16 protein-coding genes are annotated in these 17,425 nt (G+C 58.8%); all 16 read left to right on the top strand.

The window, feature by feature from the left end; genetic code table 11:
* Nucleotides 1–2 precede the first annotated feature (2 nt).
* A complete protein-coding gene (locus RG540_RS28200) occupies nucleotides 3–1,073 on the top strand; it encodes a DUF2169 family type VI secretion system accessory protein (RefSeq protein WP_041365435.1) in 1,071 nt (356 codons plus the stop codon).
* Nucleotides 1,073–2,839, top strand: coding sequence for a PAAR-like domain-containing protein (locus tag RG540_RS28195; RefSeq protein ID WP_041365433.1), 1,767 nt, complete (start codon nucleotides 1,073–1,075; stop codon nucleotides 2,837–2,839). Before RG540_RS28200 ends, RG540_RS28195 begins: the two co-directional genes overlap by 1 nt.
* The gene (locus RG540_RS28190) at nucleotides 2,823–3,560 is read left to right on the top strand and encodes a GAD-like domain-containing protein (protein WP_244446718.1); all 738 of its coding nucleotides are present in this window, start codon (nucleotides 2,823–2,825) and stop codon (nucleotides 3,558–3,560) included. The genes RG540_RS28195 and RG540_RS28190 overlap by 17 nt, the downstream gene beginning before the upstream one ends.
* Nucleotides 3,561–3,712: 152 nt before the next feature.
* A complete protein-coding gene (locus RG540_RS28185; RefSeq protein WP_041365429.1) occupies nucleotides 3,713–4,180 on the top strand; it encodes an SMI1/KNR4 family protein in 468 nt (155 codons plus the stop codon).
* Between the two features lie 2 nt (nucleotides 4,181–4,182).
* Nucleotides 4,183–4,635, top strand: coding sequence for an ankyrin repeat domain-containing protein (locus RG540_RS28180; RefSeq protein ID WP_041365427.1), 453 nt, complete (start codon nucleotides 4,183–4,185; stop codon nucleotides 4,633–4,635).
* 150 nt (nucleotides 4,636–4,785) lie between these two features.
* Nucleotides 4,786–5,532, top strand: a complete 747-nt coding sequence (locus tag RG540_RS28175; RefSeq protein WP_244446785.1) for a TetR/AcrR family transcriptional regulator — start codon at nucleotides 4,786–4,788, stop codon at nucleotides 5,530–5,532.
* A 297-nt stretch (nucleotides 5,533–5,829) separates the two neighbouring features.
* Nucleotides 5,830–6,777, top strand: coding sequence for a 4-hydroxy-tetrahydrodipicolinate synthase family protein (locus tag RG540_RS28170; protein WP_041365423.1), 948 nt, complete (start codon nucleotides 5,830–5,832; stop codon nucleotides 6,775–6,777).
* A gap of 10 nt (nucleotides 6,778–6,787) precedes the next feature.
* Nucleotides 6,788–7,567, top strand: a complete 780-nt coding sequence (locus RG540_RS28165; protein WP_041365421.1) for an SDR family NAD(P)-dependent oxidoreductase — start codon at nucleotides 6,788–6,790, stop codon at nucleotides 7,565–7,567.
* 114 nt (nucleotides 7,568–7,681) lie between these two features.
* On the top strand, nucleotides 7,682–8,653 hold the full coding sequence (locus RG540_RS28160) for a Bug family tripartite tricarboxylate transporter substrate binding protein (protein ID WP_041365419.1): 972 nt from the start codon (nucleotides 7,682–7,684) through the stop codon (nucleotides 8,651–8,653).
* A gap of 2 nt (nucleotides 8,654–8,655) precedes the next feature.
* Nucleotides 8,656–11,031, top strand: a complete 2,376-nt coding sequence (locus tag RG540_RS28155) for a molybdopterin-dependent oxidoreductase (protein WP_041366501.1) — start codon at nucleotides 8,656–8,658, stop codon at nucleotides 11,029–11,031.
* Nucleotides 11,032–11,066: 35 nt separating this feature from the next.
* Nucleotides 11,067–11,486 (top strand): tripartite tricarboxylate transporter TctB family protein, encoded by a 420-nt coding sequence (locus RG540_RS28150; protein ID WP_244446717.1) that lies wholly within the window; start codon nucleotides 11,067–11,069, stop codon nucleotides 11,484–11,486.
* A gap of 10 nt (nucleotides 11,487–11,496) precedes the next feature.
* Nucleotides 11,497–12,996: a tripartite tricarboxylate transporter permease gene (locus tag RG540_RS28145; protein WP_041365415.1), complete on the top strand. Its 1,500-nt coding sequence runs from the start codon at nucleotides 11,497–11,499 to the stop codon at nucleotides 12,994–12,996.
* Nucleotides 12,997–13,030: 34 nt separating this feature from the next.
* Complete coding sequence (locus RG540_RS28140; protein WP_041365412.1) at nucleotides 13,031–14,287, top strand: NAD(P)/FAD-dependent oxidoreductase; 1,257 nt, start codon at nucleotides 13,031–13,033, stop codon at nucleotides 14,285–14,287.
* Nucleotides 14,288–14,453: 166 nt separating this feature from the next.
* Nucleotides 14,454–15,062, top strand: a complete 609-nt coding sequence (locus tag RG540_RS28135; protein WP_040125316.1) for a J domain-containing protein — start codon at nucleotides 14,454–14,456, stop codon at nucleotides 15,060–15,062.
* 240 nt (nucleotides 15,063–15,302) lie between these two features.
* Nucleotides 15,303–15,599, top strand: coding sequence for a co-chaperone GroES (gene groES, locus RG540_RS28130; protein ID WP_040125314.1), 297 nt, complete (start codon nucleotides 15,303–15,305; stop codon nucleotides 15,597–15,599).
* A 66-nt stretch (nucleotides 15,600–15,665) separates the two neighbouring features.
* On the top strand, nucleotides 15,666–17,300 hold the full coding sequence (groL, locus tag RG540_RS28125) for a chaperonin GroEL (protein ID WP_041365408.1): 1,635 nt from the start codon (nucleotides 15,666–15,668) through the stop codon (nucleotides 17,298–17,300).
* Nucleotides 17,301–17,425: the final 125 nt, after the last annotated feature.

The following is a 17,425-nucleotide window of genomic DNA, read 5'->3' as shown; positions in this document are numbered from 1 at the left end:
CGATGTCGGTCGACAATCGCACGCCTTTCCCAGCGCTCGCGTTCCGGCAGTACAATCTCGCCGGCGATTTGCTCGGCGTCGTGGTGGCGCGGGGAACGTTTCGCCTCAGCAATGGCGGGCCTCTGGTTCTGGATGATGTCCAGCGTTCTCTGGTGATGTCGGACACCTATAATGGTGATCCACACCAGACGCCGCAGGTGGCCTGCACCGATCTTGCTCCTTTCAAGCCCGGTACCGACGTGACATTTCTCGGCGCCACCTTTGCGCCGGACGGCAAGTCCGCGCAATCCTGGACGTGTGGGTTGCAGGTCGGGCCAGTCGAAAAACGGTTGCGCGTCTATGGACCTCGGGCTTGGCATGCCCGCACCCGCAAGACCTGGAAAGGTTTGATTGATCGAGCGCAAGAGGACGCACTTGACGGTTGGGACCTGACAGATCCGGAGCCCGTTACGCATGTTCCGCTGGATTGGCGATTTGCTTTCGGGGGGCGGCTCGAAAGCTCTGGCAAAAAGGAGGTTGTGGAAAAGAATCCCATCGGAATTGGCCTTGTCGACCAAACTCTTTTCCGCGAACGGCCACAATGGCCCGCGCCGCAGATCGAGGACGAGAAACATCCAATTCGTGATGTGAATGACAGGCCTGATCCGGCCGGTCTTGGCCTGTTGTCGCCCTTTTGGGAGGACAGGGTGGATCGCGCAGGAACATATGACGATGTTTGGCTGAATGAACGTCATCCGCTTCTGCCAAGCGATTTCGACTTCCGCTTTTGGCAGGCTGCTCATCCGCATCTCGTCAGTAAGACTTGGCTCCAAGGCGACGAGGAATTCACCTTGGAGAATCTGGTGCCGCAATACCCGCGGCTGGAGGGGGCTCTGCCTGGGATCGGGCTGGAGGTCGAGATTGACCGCGGTGCTGGTCTCGCCCGGGGAGAGATGAAGCTTGATGGGGTTCATTTCGACATGCGCCCTGGTGTCGGCCGCGTCTTCCTCACGTGGCGCTGCGGTTTTCCCTGGCCTCAGAGGATCGGCATTCCAAAACTCATCTTTGCCCGATCCGAGATAGAGGTCGCCTGATGGGAATGGAAATTACCATCGACGGCAGCCACATCCGTAATGTCAGTGCGGCCGCCGCCGAGACCGGTGCGATCGCTCGAAATGGACTCGATCCTTCCCAGCCGGTGATGTGGAACAAGGCGGGCGACTACTTCTATCAATATGACAGCCCGACAAGCCTCGATCCTCCCAAGGAATTCACCGATGATTTGCTTGCGAGACGAGTGAAAGAGGACGAGGAAAAGAGGGAAAAAGAGAAAAAGATACAATCTCCGACAAGTGCGAACCCGGCCCCGCCCGAGCTTATCCCGGATGATAGCAAGACGATCGCGGTTTGCCTGTCGCCTGACGTCTGCAGATCTCCGGACAAGCCGGTTCCCTACATGTCCTGGGGGGAGGCTTCCGATGACCAGAACTATTCTCCGGACGTTCGCTCGAACGGCAAGGTCATAAAGCGGCAGGATTCCAAGTTTTCCTGCTGCTATGGCGATGAGCCGGGCGTCGGGTTGGGCTGCAAATCCAACACGGTTGGCGATGTCGTCGAACCGGTCACGTCGTCGCAAATCGTACGCGCAAATGGAGTTTGGATCCAGCGCCACGGTGATCGCTGCACCTTGAACAAAGGCAATACCGAGGGCGAATACGTGCATGTCGAGGCTACCGACTCGCACAAGGCTCCCGAGGGAACAGACAGACAAGATCAGAGTAGCGGCAAGGCTGAAGATACGCGCAGCGAGGGCCAGAAATTTTCCGATGGCTTCACGGAGAATGCAGGCGAGACCTGGGAGGGGTTGAAAAAGGTCGGATCGGATGTCCTGCAGGGCACCAAGGATCTGGCCTCGGACCTCTGGAATGATCCGACAGGAACGGTCGCGGCCGGTGCCGAAAGCGTGAAGGATGGCGCGGTTGGTGCGGCGAACTGGACGGCGGAGGTTGCACAAAATCTGTACGACGATCCCGGGGCGACACTCGGCCGCGGATGGGAGAATACCCAAAATACGGCCAGTTCGATCTGGCACGCGGTCGCCGATCCCTACAGCGAAGCCTATGACAAAGGCGGCTTGTCCCAGGCCATAGGTCACGGCACCTTCGACGCTGTAAAACTCGCCATCGAAGCCTTGGCAACCAAGGGGGCGGCCACGGTCGCCGGAAAGACAGCGTCGATCGGCGCGGGGGTCGCGGCCAAGGCGCACAAAGCCGAAGAGGTTGCGGAAGCGGCCAACGATGCGCGGAAAATCGAATCGAAGGTCGAGGACGGCGCGCAGGGTGCGAGAAGTACGCGAAGACTGAGGGTGCGGTGTTTCGATCTGCCGCGAGGGGTCAATCGCGACGAGTTTCGACGTCAGCTGAAAGAACAGCAGGCGACGATTAGAAACATGTCGGCGGACGACATGGCCTACGCTCATACGGTTCTCGATCACGCTCGTGAGGCGTGGTCGGGAAGCGGCAAGAAAGGCTCCTTCACCAATTTGCTGCGCGACGGAAAGGCACAGGAGGCAGCCCGTGCCGATTTCGAGGCATCCCTGAGGGAAGCGGGTTATTCGAGGGCCGAAATCCGCGAACAGATGGCATCGGTCAACGCAACGCACTATCTCGATATAATCGCTGGCGGCGATCCACGCGAGTTGGGTATAGGTGGTGGAGCGGAGAACCAGAGAATTGGCCCGATGTGGACCCAAGAAGGCAGGGCTGAAGCATTGCGTACGGAAGCAGACCAAATGCGGAGAAATGGTCAGGCGGGCCAACTCATGGATGTCGAGTTGAATATATGTGGCGAAGAGCATTGAAGGGCAGCTACCAATGTTAGACTCCTTTTTTGAAGATACGATTGCTGAAATCGGCCCGCCGCAGCGCTGTATTCCGATGACCCCCGAGCAGGAAAATCGTCTCTCGAAGCAGTTGCCGGCGAGCTTCATGGCGTTCCTTCTTCAATACGGCTTCGGCGATTATTTCGATCGAAAGGTCCAGTATTGCGACCCGGCGGAATTTTCTCCCATTCTTGCACTCGTGTTTGCAGGCGATCCCGATTTTAGCCACAGAGACTGCTTCGTCGTCGGCTATTCCGCTTTTGGCCGGTTGATCTGCTGGTCGCAACGGCACGATCAATTCGAAATCGACCTCGTTGATCTGCGGATGACCTCCCGAAAGCTCGCGCCAACGCAATTCATTCTGCCGCCGGGAACAATAAAGCGCGAGCGAAGCACCGACCCGAATGTGCTGGCGCGCTCGCTATTGGTGTCGGATCAACGGGACTATGAGGAATTCGACGCTCAGGACCAGCCCATGTTTGCGCGCTGCCGTGCCATGCATGGGGATCTCGAGCGGAACGAATGCTACGGCTACTTCCCCGCGATTGCGACAGTGGGTCTGGATAGCCCCGTGAGGCGGGTCGAAAACATCAGGCGGGTGGCAGCACTCGAGCATTTTGCCATTCTGGCCCAGTTGGGCACATTCCATTTGATGAGACTGGAGCGAGGACAATATACGGCGGTGCGTCCAATCGGTTGAGATATGCGTTCGGATAAGTCGCGCATCCTTGCTCGACTTATCCGAATTCAGGCTGATGAAGATCGCCCCGCTCCGCCCCCTATAGATCGCGGAGCTTTCAGGACTTGGTCTCGGCAATACTGGCGAAGCAGAGCAGGTGATTTCCAATCCGTATGGACGATGTAGACAAAATTGTCGCCGAAGCGAAAAACAATTTCCCCAGGGTTCGCGTGACTGGCGGCGTCTCGCCGGAAGAAATTGAGCAACTTGAAACGCTGGTTGGCAAGCTTCCTCCAACTTATGAGTATTTCTTGTCCAAATATGGGACTTTTGGTTTCTATGGGCTTGAAATTTACGGTCTCATCAAAGGCAATATCACCGGCGAGGGACCGCCTAATGCTTATTTCATGACAAAATCTGATCTGGACGACGGCACGATTCCCCCGGGGCACGTTGTCGTTGCGTCGACCGGATATGGTCCTGTTTTTTTGCTAAAATGTGCGACTGGTGGGGTTGTCGGCTGGAACTATACAGGAGAGGTTGATGACGAGTTGCCAACCTTCAAGTCTTTTGAGGCGTTTTTGGATGACGCCGCGTCGCAAACGATAGCAGATTATAAGGCGGAGGACGGCCAATCCTGAAAATGGCGAATTTCTTCGCAGAGTTACGAACAGATCCGAATTTCGACCCTCATATGATTCCGGACTTTAGCGAGATAAGTGAGGACAGTCGCAGCTACCTTCAGGAAGCGATTGCTTACAGACCAGAACATGCTGAAGCGATCTTGCAGGCTGACGTACCTCTCGATCATCAGGACGGCAACGGCCAGACGGCGCTTCAGTATGCGGTCTCGCGGGGCATGTATGATCTTGCGACGGACATCGTCAACAAGGGCGCTGATCTGCGTTGTCTCGACAAGTATGGGAATGACGCGCTCTGGACGGCGGTGATGCACCCGCGCCCGAGCCTGCCATTGATTGACCTGCTTGTCACAAAGGGTGCGGGCCCTCACCGCAAGAATGCCGCCGGACGATCGTCGGCAGACATGGCGATAACCAAGAAGAATCAAGCAATGATGACGCTGTTTGGGCCTTAACGTAGATGGAAGCGTTGGCCGGGAAAAAGCCCCAAGATTAGTCTCGGGTCTCAATGACATCGGCACGGTCGACGACAATTATGCGCAAGCGAACCGCGCCAAGCTTGATGACGGCCCCACAAATCCGCATGCTCCCAAAAATTGCACTTGATGGCCCCCGTTGGTCCGCTACAAAACGACGACGATACCCGCGAAGCAAAGAATTTGGGATGCATGGTGAAAAAGGCATATAACGGAACGTCCAACGTCAATCGTGCAGATGAGCCGCGAGAGCGTATTGTCGCGGCCGCGCGTGAAGTATTTATCGAACAGGGATTTGATCTTGCGACCGTTCGCGACATCACGAGGCGGGCTGATGTGAATGTTGCTGCCGTCAATTATTATTTCGGCTCCAAGGAAGATCTCATCAGCGAGGTGCTTAACCTGATGATGGAGCCCTATACCCATGCCCGGATCGAGGCTTTGGAAAAATGCGAGGCCTCAACTCGACCGGGATTCCCGGTTTTGGAGGAAGTCGTCGGGGCTCTTGTCCGACCGATGGTACAATTTAGCCGCGACGCCTCAGGTGCCCGCCCCCTGACGCGGCTGATCCTGCAGGTCCGTTCGCGGCCGCGTGAATCGACCAACCGTTTTTTCATACGCCGCGTCGATCCAGCCGTGTTCCGTTTTATCGATGCCTTCAGCCGAGCACTACCGGATATGCAGCGCCGCGATATTTTCTGGCGTTACAATTTTTCGATTGGCGCGATCATGCAGGTTCTGATCGATTCAGACCCGGCATCGTACCGTCTCAAGCAATTGTCCGGCGGCCTTTGCGATACCGATGACGATGAAGAGATCATCCGTCAGCTCTCGCGGTTTATCTGCACTGGATTTCAGGCGCCTGCCATTGGGTGATGATCCTGGATCTCGACTTACAGCTGAAATTTGCTCACGATGCGATATACTTCAGTTTCTATTCAAAATCGAATCTACGCTGGATAATAATCTTTTTTACTGCCTTCTGAGAAAAACGTCGGGGCATATATTTCAAGATTAGACTGTCTTTCCAGTTATCCCTTCAATCGCATGCTAGTTTTTCCAAAGTCACCGGCTGCTGCTTGATTCTTGGGCGGTTTGACCGATTAAAATCATTGACTCCATCTCGTCTCAAATTATGTTTCAAACATTGTTTAACATTCACGGAGTCCTGCAATGACCGCTGCTGCCCCGAAAATCACCGGATCCTTCGTTGCCTTGATCACCCCATTTGACAAGTCAGGCGCCGTCGATATGGGGGCGTTCCGCGAATTGCTTTCCTTCCATGAGGCGAACGGCACCTCAGCCGTCTTGATCATGGGCTCGACCGGCGAGGTATCCATGCTGTCGGCCGAGGAGAAGAAGAAAATCATCGTCGAGACGTCGAAAATGAAATCGGCCAAGATGCCGATCTTCTTTGGCTGCACCGGCAACAACACAGACGTTACCATCGAAAATGTGAAGTTCGCCAAGGATAACGGCGCGGACGGTGCCATTCTCGCTGCTCCAGCCTATATCTGCGCCCCGGAAGCCGACATCGAAGGTTATTTCCTGGAGGTAGCCGACGCAACCGACCTACCCCTCGGGCTCTACAACAACCCGCCGCGCGTCAAGAGCGACCTGCACTGGGATCACCTGCTGCGCATTTTCAAGCATCCGAACTACGTCATTCACAAGGAATCCACTGCGCGTGTCGGCCAGGTTGCCCAGGTTCTCGCTGCGCGCCCGGATATTTCGGTCATGTGCTGCGACAGCCCCAATCTCGGCCTCGTCGTTCCAACAATGAGCCTTGGTGGTCATGGCACCGCCAACATGGGCGGTAATATTGCCCCGGCCGAAGTGGCGGTGATGTCGCGTCCGTGGACGAGTTATGTCGAAGCCGAAGGGTTCCGCGACAATTATTTGAAGCTTCTGCCGCTGCTGCACTACAATTACTCGGCCATCAATCCGGTGGCCGTGAAATCGCTAATGAAGGCTGTCGGGCTGCCGGCTGGCGAACTGCGGCGGCCATTGACCGGCCTGGAAGGCGAAGCGCTCGCAAAGGGCATTCGCATCGTCCAGGACCTCGGCCTCGACAAAAAATATGGCTGGAAGCTGCAGCCCGCTTCCGCCTTGGCCGCTTGACGCTCGGCCGATGGATCTCGGGATTTCCGGTCGAAATGCTGTCGTTACCGGCGCAAGCCGGGGCATGGGTAAGGCCGCCGCAATGGCTCTCGCGCGGGAGAATGTGGATCTGACCATCATCGCCCGCACACCCGAAACATTGCAGGCGGCAGCCGCAGAAATCCGCGCCGTTACCGGCGCCCGCGTCACCGCCGTCGTTGGCGATATTACCACGCTTGCCGGTCGTGAAGCCGTTCTGTCCGTCTGCCCAAAACCGGATATCCTGGTCAACAACGCCGATGGCGAGCTGCCCGGGGATTTCCGCAACTGGTCTCGTGAGGACTGGTTGCGGGGCATCGATCGGATGATGCTCACGCCGATCGACATGATGCGCCTGACCGTCGACGGAATGATGGCCCGCGAGTTCGGCCGTATCGTCAACATCGTGTCGCGCAGCGTCAAGATCGCCCAGGCCGAGCTTGGTATGTCGAATGCGGCGCGCTCAGGCCTGGTCGGTTTCGTCGCGGGCCTAGCTCGGCAGACGATCGCCCATAATGTGACGATTAACAATGTGCTTCCGGGCATTGTCGCTTCAGACGGCCAGCGCCAGCATGTCGAGGTGCTTGCTCAGGAAAGCGGCCGCTCTTTCGACGAAATCTGGGCCGCACGTGCGGCACAGAACCCGGCCGGCCGCTACGGACGCCCCGAAGAAATTGGCGCCTACATTACCTTCCTCTGCTCGGCCAATGCCGGCTTCGTCACTGCTCAGAACCTGCTGATCGATGGCGGGCAATATCCTGGAACATTCTGACGGCCGGAACCAAGCGGATTACCTCCCGCCGCTCACCGCCGCGAGGGATCCGCCGATGCATACAATGACTTTCGACTGCATACATCCCTCTTGGAGCCAGAAGGAAATCCATCTATGAACCGCTTCGGAACAGCATTGCTTTCTCTGTCGATGACGCTGCCGGCGGCCGGCCTCGCCAAGGCGGACGACTATCCCAGTCGGCCGGTGTCCATTGTCGTGCCCTATCCGCCGGGCGGTGCGGTCGATGGTGTTGCACGGGTTCTTGCCGCCACGCTTTCCGTCAAGACCGGCAAGACGTTCGTGGTCGATAACCGTGCTGGCGGTGCCGGCGGCGTGGTCGGTTCGTCCGATGTGGTCAAGGCCGCACCTGATGGCTACACCCTGCTGCTGAATGCGTCGATCCATGTGGTCACGCCGCTGATCAACAAGAACGTACCCTTCGATGTCGTCAATGACTTCACGCATATCAGCGGCATCGCGGCTGGCCCGCTGCTGATCACCACCAATCCGTCGGACAAGGCGAACACGCTGAAGGAATTCTTCGCGGAGGTGAAGGCGGCTCCGGATTCTTACAACTTCGCCACCTCGGGTTATGGCTCGGCTGGTCATTTGGCTGTGGAAGTCCTGAAGGGCGAAGCTGGCGTCGATACTGAAGTGGTTACCTACAAGGGAGCCGGTCCGGCACTTACCGACATGATTGGCGGCCAGGTGCAACTGATCGCCGACCCGATCCTGTCGTCCCTGCCGCATGTCAAGGCAGGCCGGCTGAAGCCGCTTGCGGTGACCAGCCTGACCCGCTCGCCCCTGGCACCGGATGTCCCGACCGTTGCCGAGAGCGGCATGCCTGCCTTGGAAATGCTCTCCTGGTACGGTGTCTGGGCGCCGAAAAATCTTGATCCAAAAGCGGCGGAATATCTCGGCAAGGTCATTCAGGACGTTGTCACCTCCACCGAATTCAAGGACAAGCTGACCGTCTTCGGCTTCGAGCCGATGTATAAGAACAGCGCCGATCTGAAGGCCTTCGTGGTTGACGAGACACAGCGCTACAGCAAGATAGTCAAGACAGCCGGCATCAAGGTAGAATGAAGATGACGAAGGCTCCGAAAACCACGCAACATTCGGAGCCTTCGGCAGACCGTCGCCATGTCGGAACCCATTGGGGGTTCTACAGTCATGATGGCTTAGATGGCGCCATTCGTTCGATGGCGGGCGATCCCGATCCCGTTCAATTCGGCGGGGAGCTTCCAGCCGACAGGCTCGCGCCGTGCCGCATCCTCAGACCAGCGGTCAGGCGATCCTTCCTTGAAAAGGGACCGGGCCATCGTGCCGGGCGGCGGGGAGCCGAGGCATTTGTCGAGGTTTCCTGGGATGAAGCACTCGAACTGGTCGCCGGCGAAATTCGCCGCGTCAGAGACGAGCACGGTAACGGCGCGATTTTTTCCGGCTCCTACGGCTGGTCGAGCGCCGGGCGATTTCATCATGCGCAAAGCCAGCTGAAACGCTTTTTCAACGTGAACGGCGGTTCCGTTCGTTCCGTCCAGAGCTATAGTTATGCCGCCGGCGAAATCATCCTGCCGCACGTCATCGGTTCCACCGATGGGCTGATTACCGGCCATAGCCCATGGAGCCAGATCGTCGGTCATGCGGATCTGATCGTGATGTTCGGCGGCACGCCGCTTCGCAACGCTCAGGTCAATGCCGGCGGCGTTTCGCGGCATGAAACCCGCCAGGGTCTGCTTGATTGCAAGGAGGCAGGCGCCCATTTCATCAACGTCGGACCCGTCCGGGACGATGCCGCCGGCGAGCTCGATGCCCAGTGGATGGCTCTCAGACCCGGGACGGACGCCGCCCTGCTGCTGGCCATCGCCCATGTGCTGATCCAGGAGGATCATTACGACGCGGGGTTCATCGGACGCTACACCGTTGGCTTCGAGACATTGCGGGATTATCTGTTTGGCAATGTGGACGGCGTCATCAAGGATGTCGCCTGGGCGGCCGGCATTACCGGTCTTGAAGCGCAGGACATCCTCACCCTTGCCCGGACCATGGCCTCGCGAAAAACCTTCATCATGATGGCATGGGCGCTGCAACGCGCCGACCATGGCGAACAGGCCTATTCGGCGGCAATCGCGGTGGCATCGCTGCTGGGTCGCATCGGTCTGCCCGGCGGAGGATTTGGTTTCGGTTATGCATCCGTATCGGGCATTGGCCAGCCGGCGTCGGCCGTGAAATGGCCGTCGCTACCGCAGGGGCAGAATGCGATTTCCGACTATATTCCGGTCGCCCGAATTGCCGACATGCTGCTGTCGCCGGGAGCGGAATACGACCATGATGGCAAAAAACGGATCTATCCGGACATCAGGCTGATTTATTGGGCTGGCGGCAATCCCTTTCACCATCATCAGGATCTCAATCGACTGGTTGAAGCTTGGCAGAAGCCTGAAACGATCATCGTTCACGAGCACTGGTGGAATGCCCACGCCCGGCATGCCGACATCGTGCTGCCGGCCTCGACATTCCTGGAACGCGACGACCTGGTCGCCAGCGGCCGCGACGGTTTTCTCGGATATTCGACACGAACAACGGCGCCACCTGCGGACGTATTCTCGGATCACGAGATCCTGCGTCGCGTTGCGGCAAAGCTGGGGACTGAAGCGGCATTCACCGGTGGATGGAGCGAATCCGAATGGCTGGAGAAGCTTTATGCCGACGCGCAGGCGAACGCCGCGTCAGGCGACATTTCCCTGCCCGATTTTTCGACGTTTCGGAATGTGGGACTGGTTGAGGTGGAAAGCCAAAACGCCGACAAGCCTTTCCTTGCCGCATTTCGCGCAGACCCGGTTGCCCATCCGCTGCACACGCCGTCCGGTCTGATCGAGCTTTCCTCGGAACTCATTGCCGGCTTCGATTATGTCGATTGCCCAGGTCATCCGGCTTGGGTGGAACCGGTCGAATGGCTCGGGGGCAAACTGGCGGCACTCTATCCACTGCATCTCCTGTCCTGCCAGCCGCATGACAAGCTACACAGCCAGTGGGACCATGCGGCACCGTCGCGCCGGACCAAAAGCGGAGGCCGCCAGCCGGTGCGCATTCATCCCGACGACGCCGCGGCTCGCGGACTGGCGCAAGGCGAGGTGGTGACCATTTCCAACGCTCGCGGTGCCTGCCTAGCGGTCGTTGCCATCACCGATGCCGTCATGCCCGGCGTCGTGCAGTTGGCGACGGGCGCCTGGTTCGATCCGGCGGATCCCTCGACGCCGGGTTCGCTGGAACTGAACGGCAATCCGAATGTCCTGACGCCGGATCGTGGAACTTCCCGCCTCACGCAGGGGCCAAGCCCGAACTCATGCCTTGTCGAGATTTCCCGTTTCATCGGCACGCCGCCGCAGGTGCGAGCCTACCGCCCGCCGGATCTGGTCCCCGACCCGCGATTGAATGACGCTCACGGAAAGGAATGCCCATGACCTCACGTCTCAATCCGCAATTGATCGCAGGCCTCGTGTTCGTATTGATCGGCGCCGCTTTCTTGTTGAGCAGTCTCGATCTCTCCTACGGTACCTGGCGCAAAATCGGTCCCGGTGCATTTCCGGGTCTGGTCGCCTCGGCGCTGATCGCCATGGGCGTCATTGTCGCCTTTACGGCCGAGAAACTTAACGCCGGCAAAGAACAACCGAGTCTTTATTCATCGAAGGTCACGTTCATCATTGCAGCGATAGTGGTGTTTGGGCTGGTCATTCGTGGAGGAGGGTTGCTGCCGGCGGTCTTCTGTTGCAGCGTCATCTCCTCGTTGGCGTCGCGCCCTTTGCGGCCGGTGAAATCGATGTTGTACGGGCTCGGGCTCGGCACGGCCTGCAGCCTCGCCTTCATCAAGGGGCTCGGCATGCCGATTGCCATCATTGGTCCCTGGTTCGGACTTTAGGGATGATCACATGGATACGCTGAACGCCCTGCTTCTCGGCTTTGACCAGGCAATCCTGCCGACGAACCTGTTCTGGTGCCTGATTGGCACGCTGCTCGGGACCCTTGTCGGCGTCCTGCCAGGCCTCGGGCCGGCCGCCACAATGGCCATCCTCCTGCCTTTCACCATCGGACTTGAACCGGTGACATCGCTGATCATGATGGCAGGCATCTATTACGGTGCGCAATATGGTGGTTCGACGACGGCCATCCTTCTCAACCTGCCCGGTGAAGCATCGTCCGTGGTTACGGCGATCGACGGCTACAAGATGGCCCGCAACGGACGAGCGGGCGTGGCCCTGTCGACGGCGGCGATCGGCTCTTTTTTCGCCGGCACCGTCGCCACGCTGTTGCTGGCGTTGTTTGCACCATCGCTTGCCGAAATCGGATTGCTGTTCGGCCCCGCGGAGTACTTCTCGTTGATGATCCTCGGGCTTGTCGCCTCGGTCGTGCTTTCGCGCGGATCGCTGCCGAAGGCACTTGCCATGGTCTTCATCGGCATTCTGGTCGGCCTTGTCGGCCAGGACGTGCAAACTGCCGTGCCGCGCTTCACGCTCGGTTTCGAAGAGATGTCGAGCGGTATCAATTTCGTCGTGGTGGCGATGGGATTATTCGGCATCGGCGAGTTGATCAAGGATCTGGAAAACCCGGAAAGCCGTACGGCCATCAACGCACCGTTCTTTTCGATGATCCCGTCGCGGGAGGACTGGCGCCGGATGGTTGCGCCGATCCTTCGTGGCACCGGGATCGGTTCCGTGCTGGGACTTTTGCCGGGCGGAGGCGCGCTTCTCGCTGCCTTCGCCGCCTACGCCATAGAGAAACGCGTTGCCAATCCGCCCGAAGGTTTCGGCGGTGGTGCGATCGAAGGCGTGGCATCGCCCGAGAGCGCCAACAATGCCGGTGCGCAGACCTCGTTCGTCCCGCTGCTTACGCTCGGCCTACCGGCAAACGCCGTCATGGCCCTGATGTTCGGCGCCCTGATCATGCAGGGTATCGCACCCGGGCCGACGCTGATTTCCGAACATCCCGACGTGTTCTGGGGCGTCATCGTGTCGATGTGGGTAGGCAACCTCATGCTGCTGGTCTTGAACCTGCCACTGATCGGCATCTGGACCCGCTTGCTGACGATGCCTTTCCACTATCTCTTTCCGGCTATCGTGGTGTTCTGCTCGATTGGCGCATTCTCGCTCAGCAACTCGGTCTTCGATCTTTGGCTGCTTGGAGCCTTCGGCGTCGCCGGCTACATCTTCGCCAAGCTTGATTGCGATCCGGCACCACTGGTGATGGGCCTCATTCTCGGGCCGATGATGGAAGAAAATTTCCGTAGAGCCATGTTCCTCGCCCGCGGCAATCCCGGCATTTTTGTCGATCGCCCGATTTCGGCCGGTCTGCTTGTCCTTGCTGTGCTCGCCATCGTCGCGGTCGCCCTGCCGAAGATCAAGGCCGTCCGTGAAGAGGCATTTCAGGAATGAACCAGCCTATTCCGGACACGCAGAGTGAAACACCATGCATGTAGTGGTCATTGGAGCGGGTATCGTCGGCGCAGCGACGGCACTCGAGTTGTTGAAAGACGGGCACCAGGTCACCATCGTCGAGCCGGAACAGCCCGGCGGCCGCCACGCCGCAAGTTATGGCAACAGCGGCTGGCTGAGCCCTGCCTCGATCATCCCGATGTCGATGCCCGGCCTCTGGAGGAAGGTGCCCGGTTATCTTGCCGACCCTTCCGGACCGCTGACCATCCGCTGGCGGCATCTGGTGCGTCTCGCGCCCTGGCTACTGCGCTTCGTGCTGGCCGGTTCGACGGAAGCCAAGGTCGAACGGACCGCGAGAATTCTGGCGAGCCTCCTGCACGATGCTCCATCCCGACATGCGGCTCTGGCAGAGAAAATCGGACGGTCGGATCTCATCCAGCGCAGGGGCCTGCTCTACGTGTACCAGGACCGAGCTGCTTTCGAGGCAGAGACTTTTGCGTGGCGCCTGCGACGCGATAACGGCGTTTCCTATCGAGAACTATCTTCGGCAGAATTGCATGCACTCGAGCCGGATCTTTCATCCCGCTATTCCTTTGCTGCCTTCGTCGAGGATGGCGGTCATTGTGTGGATCCGGGAGGCTATGTCGCAGCGATGGTGGATCATGCGGTGGGTCTCGGCGCCCAGCGTATCAACGCGAGGGCGACCGGTTTCGATCTTACCGGCAACCGGCTTTCCGGTATACGAACAGAGGCGGGTACCGTGACGTGCGACAAGGCCGTCATCGCTGCCGGTATACACTCAAAAAAGCTTTCGGCGTTGGCCGGTGACACAATCCCGATGCAGAGCGAGCGCGGTTATCACGTAGTCATTCCCTATCATTTGGCCAAGGGGGAGATGCCGATCATGCCGAGCGACGGCAAGATGGGCAACAATCCGAGCCTTGCCGGACTTCGTATTGCCGGACAGGTCGAGCTGGCAAGTGTTGAGGAAAGTCCGGACTGGACCCGCGCCGAAATCCTGCTGAAACACGCCAGAGGAACCTATCCGGCGCTGTCGGATCTATCCGAAGGCAAAAATATCGATCGGTGGATGGGGCATCGGCCTTCGACTGCGGACGGCCTTCCGGTGATCGGTTTTTCAAAGTCTTCCGAAGACATCGTTCACGCGTTTGGCCACGGTCACGTCGGCCTTGCAGCCGGACCGGTCAGCGGCGCGCTTGTTGCAGACCTGATCGCTAGGCGCGAATGTGCCATCGATCTGTCAGCACTGTCCGCCGCCCGTTTTCGCTAATCTGCAATCTGCAGGATCGTGTCGGAGAGCATCATGCCGCCGAAATGGCCCAAATCCCTGCTTTCAGGTGCTTCGACGGCATCCGGCGATCCCCGAGTTCGAAAATCTCTTCGGTTGGGCGATCCATATTCGTTGCCGAGAAGACCAGCCGGCCGTATAAGGCGCGATGACGTCTGATTCAAAGATATTTGTTGGCCTGCGGTCGACCCGCAAAAAGCCGGCCCCGGACCACGAACCAAGTCGTGCGAAATGCCAATGGGACGGATGCGAAAAGAATGGCACCCATCGCGCTCCCGTCGGGCGAGATGCTGAGGGGCTGTATCTGCTGTTCTGTCCCGAGCATGTAAGGGAATACGGCAAAGGTTATAACTTTGCGCCAAATCTGTCTGACCCTTTAATTAGGCGCTATCAGACGGAAGCGGCAAACGGCAGCCGCCCGACTTGGGGTACTGGTATCAATCGCGCGTCGGAAATGCCGCTCCCCTCGACGGCCCGCTCCGGTTCTGCAAAGGCGACGAACGCACGTAAAAGCGCTGCAGAACGCCAGGCGGCACAAGTAGATCTTCAGCGACGCAAGCTCAAGGTATTGGAGGCCAAGGCTTTCGAGACCCTCGATCTTTCGCCGGATGCGACACCGGAGGAGATCAGAAGCCGCTACAAACAGAGGCTCAAGATGCACCATCCGGACGCAAACCATGGAGAGCGCAACTCTGAGGACGAGCTTCGAGCGTCGATCGACGCCCATAAGATCCTCAAGCTCAACGGCTTCTGCTAGGGGCGTGGCAAGGGATCTGCGGCACTCTCGATGGCAGCGGCCCGTACCTCCGACGAAGGGAGGCGGCATCCCGGATAGAGCGATTGCTGACGGCGGCTTACAGCGATGAAATCCGTGGAGTCGCCGCGGATGGCGGATCACAACTAAGGCACGAATCGCTCTAGCACTCTCAGCATAAGAGTGCTAAGGGTGTCCAACCGGGAACCCGCCATTGGGCTGCGCTCTCGCCAAGGAACCCAAATGAATAATACCATTTTTCGGCCGTTGCACGACCGCGTCGTCGTGCGCCGTATCGAGGCTGAAGCCAAGACCAAGGGCGGGATCATCATTCCCGATACCGCCAAGGAAAAACCGCAGGAAGGCGAGATCGTCGCCGTCGGCACCGGAGCACGTGACGAGAGCGGCAAGATCGTTCCCCTCGATGTCAAGGCTGGCGACCGCATCCTGTTCGGCAAGTGGTCCGGCACCGAGATAAAGTTCAACGGCGAAGACCTGTTGATCATGAAGGAAGCCGACGTCATGGGCGTCATCGCCTGATTTTCGGGCGCTTCTTTATTTCCTTTTGATGACGACTATGGGGCCAATGGCCCGGGAGTTATTGCCATGTCTGCCAAACAGATCAAATTCGGCCGTGATGCACGCGAAAAGCTGCTGCGCGGCGTCGACATTCTTGCCGACGCAGTCAAGGTCACGCTCGGTCCGAAGGGCCGCAACGTCGTGATCGACAAATCCTACGGCGCACCGCGCATCACCAAGGACGGCGTTGCCGTCGCCAAGGAAATCGAACTTGACGACAAGTTCGAAAACATGGGCGCCCAGATGGTCCGCGAAGTCGCTTCGAAGACCAACGACGTCGCCGGCGACGGCACCACGACTGCAACTGTTCTTGCCCAGGCGATCGTTCGCGAAGGCGGCAAGGCCGTTGCAGCCGGCATGAACCCGATGGATCTGAAGCGCGGCATCGATCTTGCTGTCACCGCCGTCGTCAAGGACCTGCTTGCCAAGGCCAAGAAGATCAACACCTCGGAAGAGATTGCCCAGGTCGGCACCATCTCGGCCAATGGCGAGAAGGAAATAGGCCAGTATATCGCCGACGCGATGCAAAAGGTCGGCAATGAGGGTGTGATCACCGTCGAAGAAGCCAAGACAGCCGAAACCGAGCTCGAAGTCGTCGAAGGCATGCAGTTCGACCGCGGCTACCTGTCGCCCTATTTCGTCACCAACGCCGAAAAGATGGTGGCTGAGCTGGAAGATGCCTATGTGCTGCTGCACGAAAAGAAGCTCTCCAACCTGCAGGCCATGCTGCCTATCCTGGAAGCAGTCGTCCAGAGCGGCAAGCCGCTGCTGATCATTTCCGAGGACGTCGAAGGCGAAGCTCTTGCAACGCTCGTCGTCAACAAGCTGCGCGGTGGCCTCAAGATCGCCGCCGTCAAGGCTCCAGGCTTCGGCGACCGCCGCAAGGCCATGCTGGAGGATCTGGCGATCCTGACCGGCGGCACTGTCATCTCCGAAGACCTCGGCATCAAGCTCGAAAACGTCACGCTCGAGATGCTCGGCCGCGCCAAGAAGGTCTCGATCACCAAGGAGAATACGACCGTCGTCGACGGCGCCGGCTCCAAGGCCGACATCGAAGGCCGCGTTGGCCAGATCAAGGCTCAGATCGAGGAAACCACTTCGGACTACGACCGCGAAAAGCTGCAGGAACGTCTGGCCAAGCTGGCCGGCGGCGTTGCCGTGATCCGCGTCGGCGGCTCGACGGAAGTCGAAGTCAAGGAAAAGAAGGACCGTATCGACGACGCCCTCAACGCGACGCGTGCAGCGGTCGAAGAAGGTATCGTGCCTGGCGGGGGGACAGCCCTTCTTCGCGCCTCCATCCTTCTGAACATCAAGGGCGAGAATGAGGATCAGAATGCCGGGATCAACATCATCCGCAAGGCCTTGCAGTCGCTGGTTCGTCAGATTGCTGAAAATGCCGGTGACGAAGGTTCGATCGTGGTTGGCAAGATCCTGGAAAGCAACACCGACAACTACGGCTATAACGCCCAGACGTCTGAATATGGCGACATGATCGCCATGGGCATCGTCGATCCGGTCAAGGTCGTTCGCACGGCTCTGCAGAACGCGGCTTCGGTTGCCGGTCTGCTGGTGACGACGGAAGCCATGATCGCCGACCTGCCGAAGAAGGATGCTGCCGGCGGCGGCATGCCTGACATGGGCGGCATGGGCGGTATGATGTAAGCGGTTCCCAATCGGGAACTCGAATAAGCCGTTCGCGGTGAAGGGCTCCGATCGATCGGGGCCCTTTTTGTCATATGCTCGCTACGTCTCGTTCCCACAATTCCCCGCTACCTGAGGTTTTGCGA

This window comes from Neorhizobium galegae bv. orientalis str. HAMBI 540, assembly GCF_000731315.1.
Classification (GTDB): domain Bacteria; phylum Pseudomonadota; class Alphaproteobacteria; order Rhizobiales; family Rhizobiaceae; genus Neorhizobium; species Neorhizobium galegae.
The sequence above is the reverse complement of the archived record's forward strand: the minus strand, read 5'-3'. Positions and strand labels throughout refer to the sequence as shown.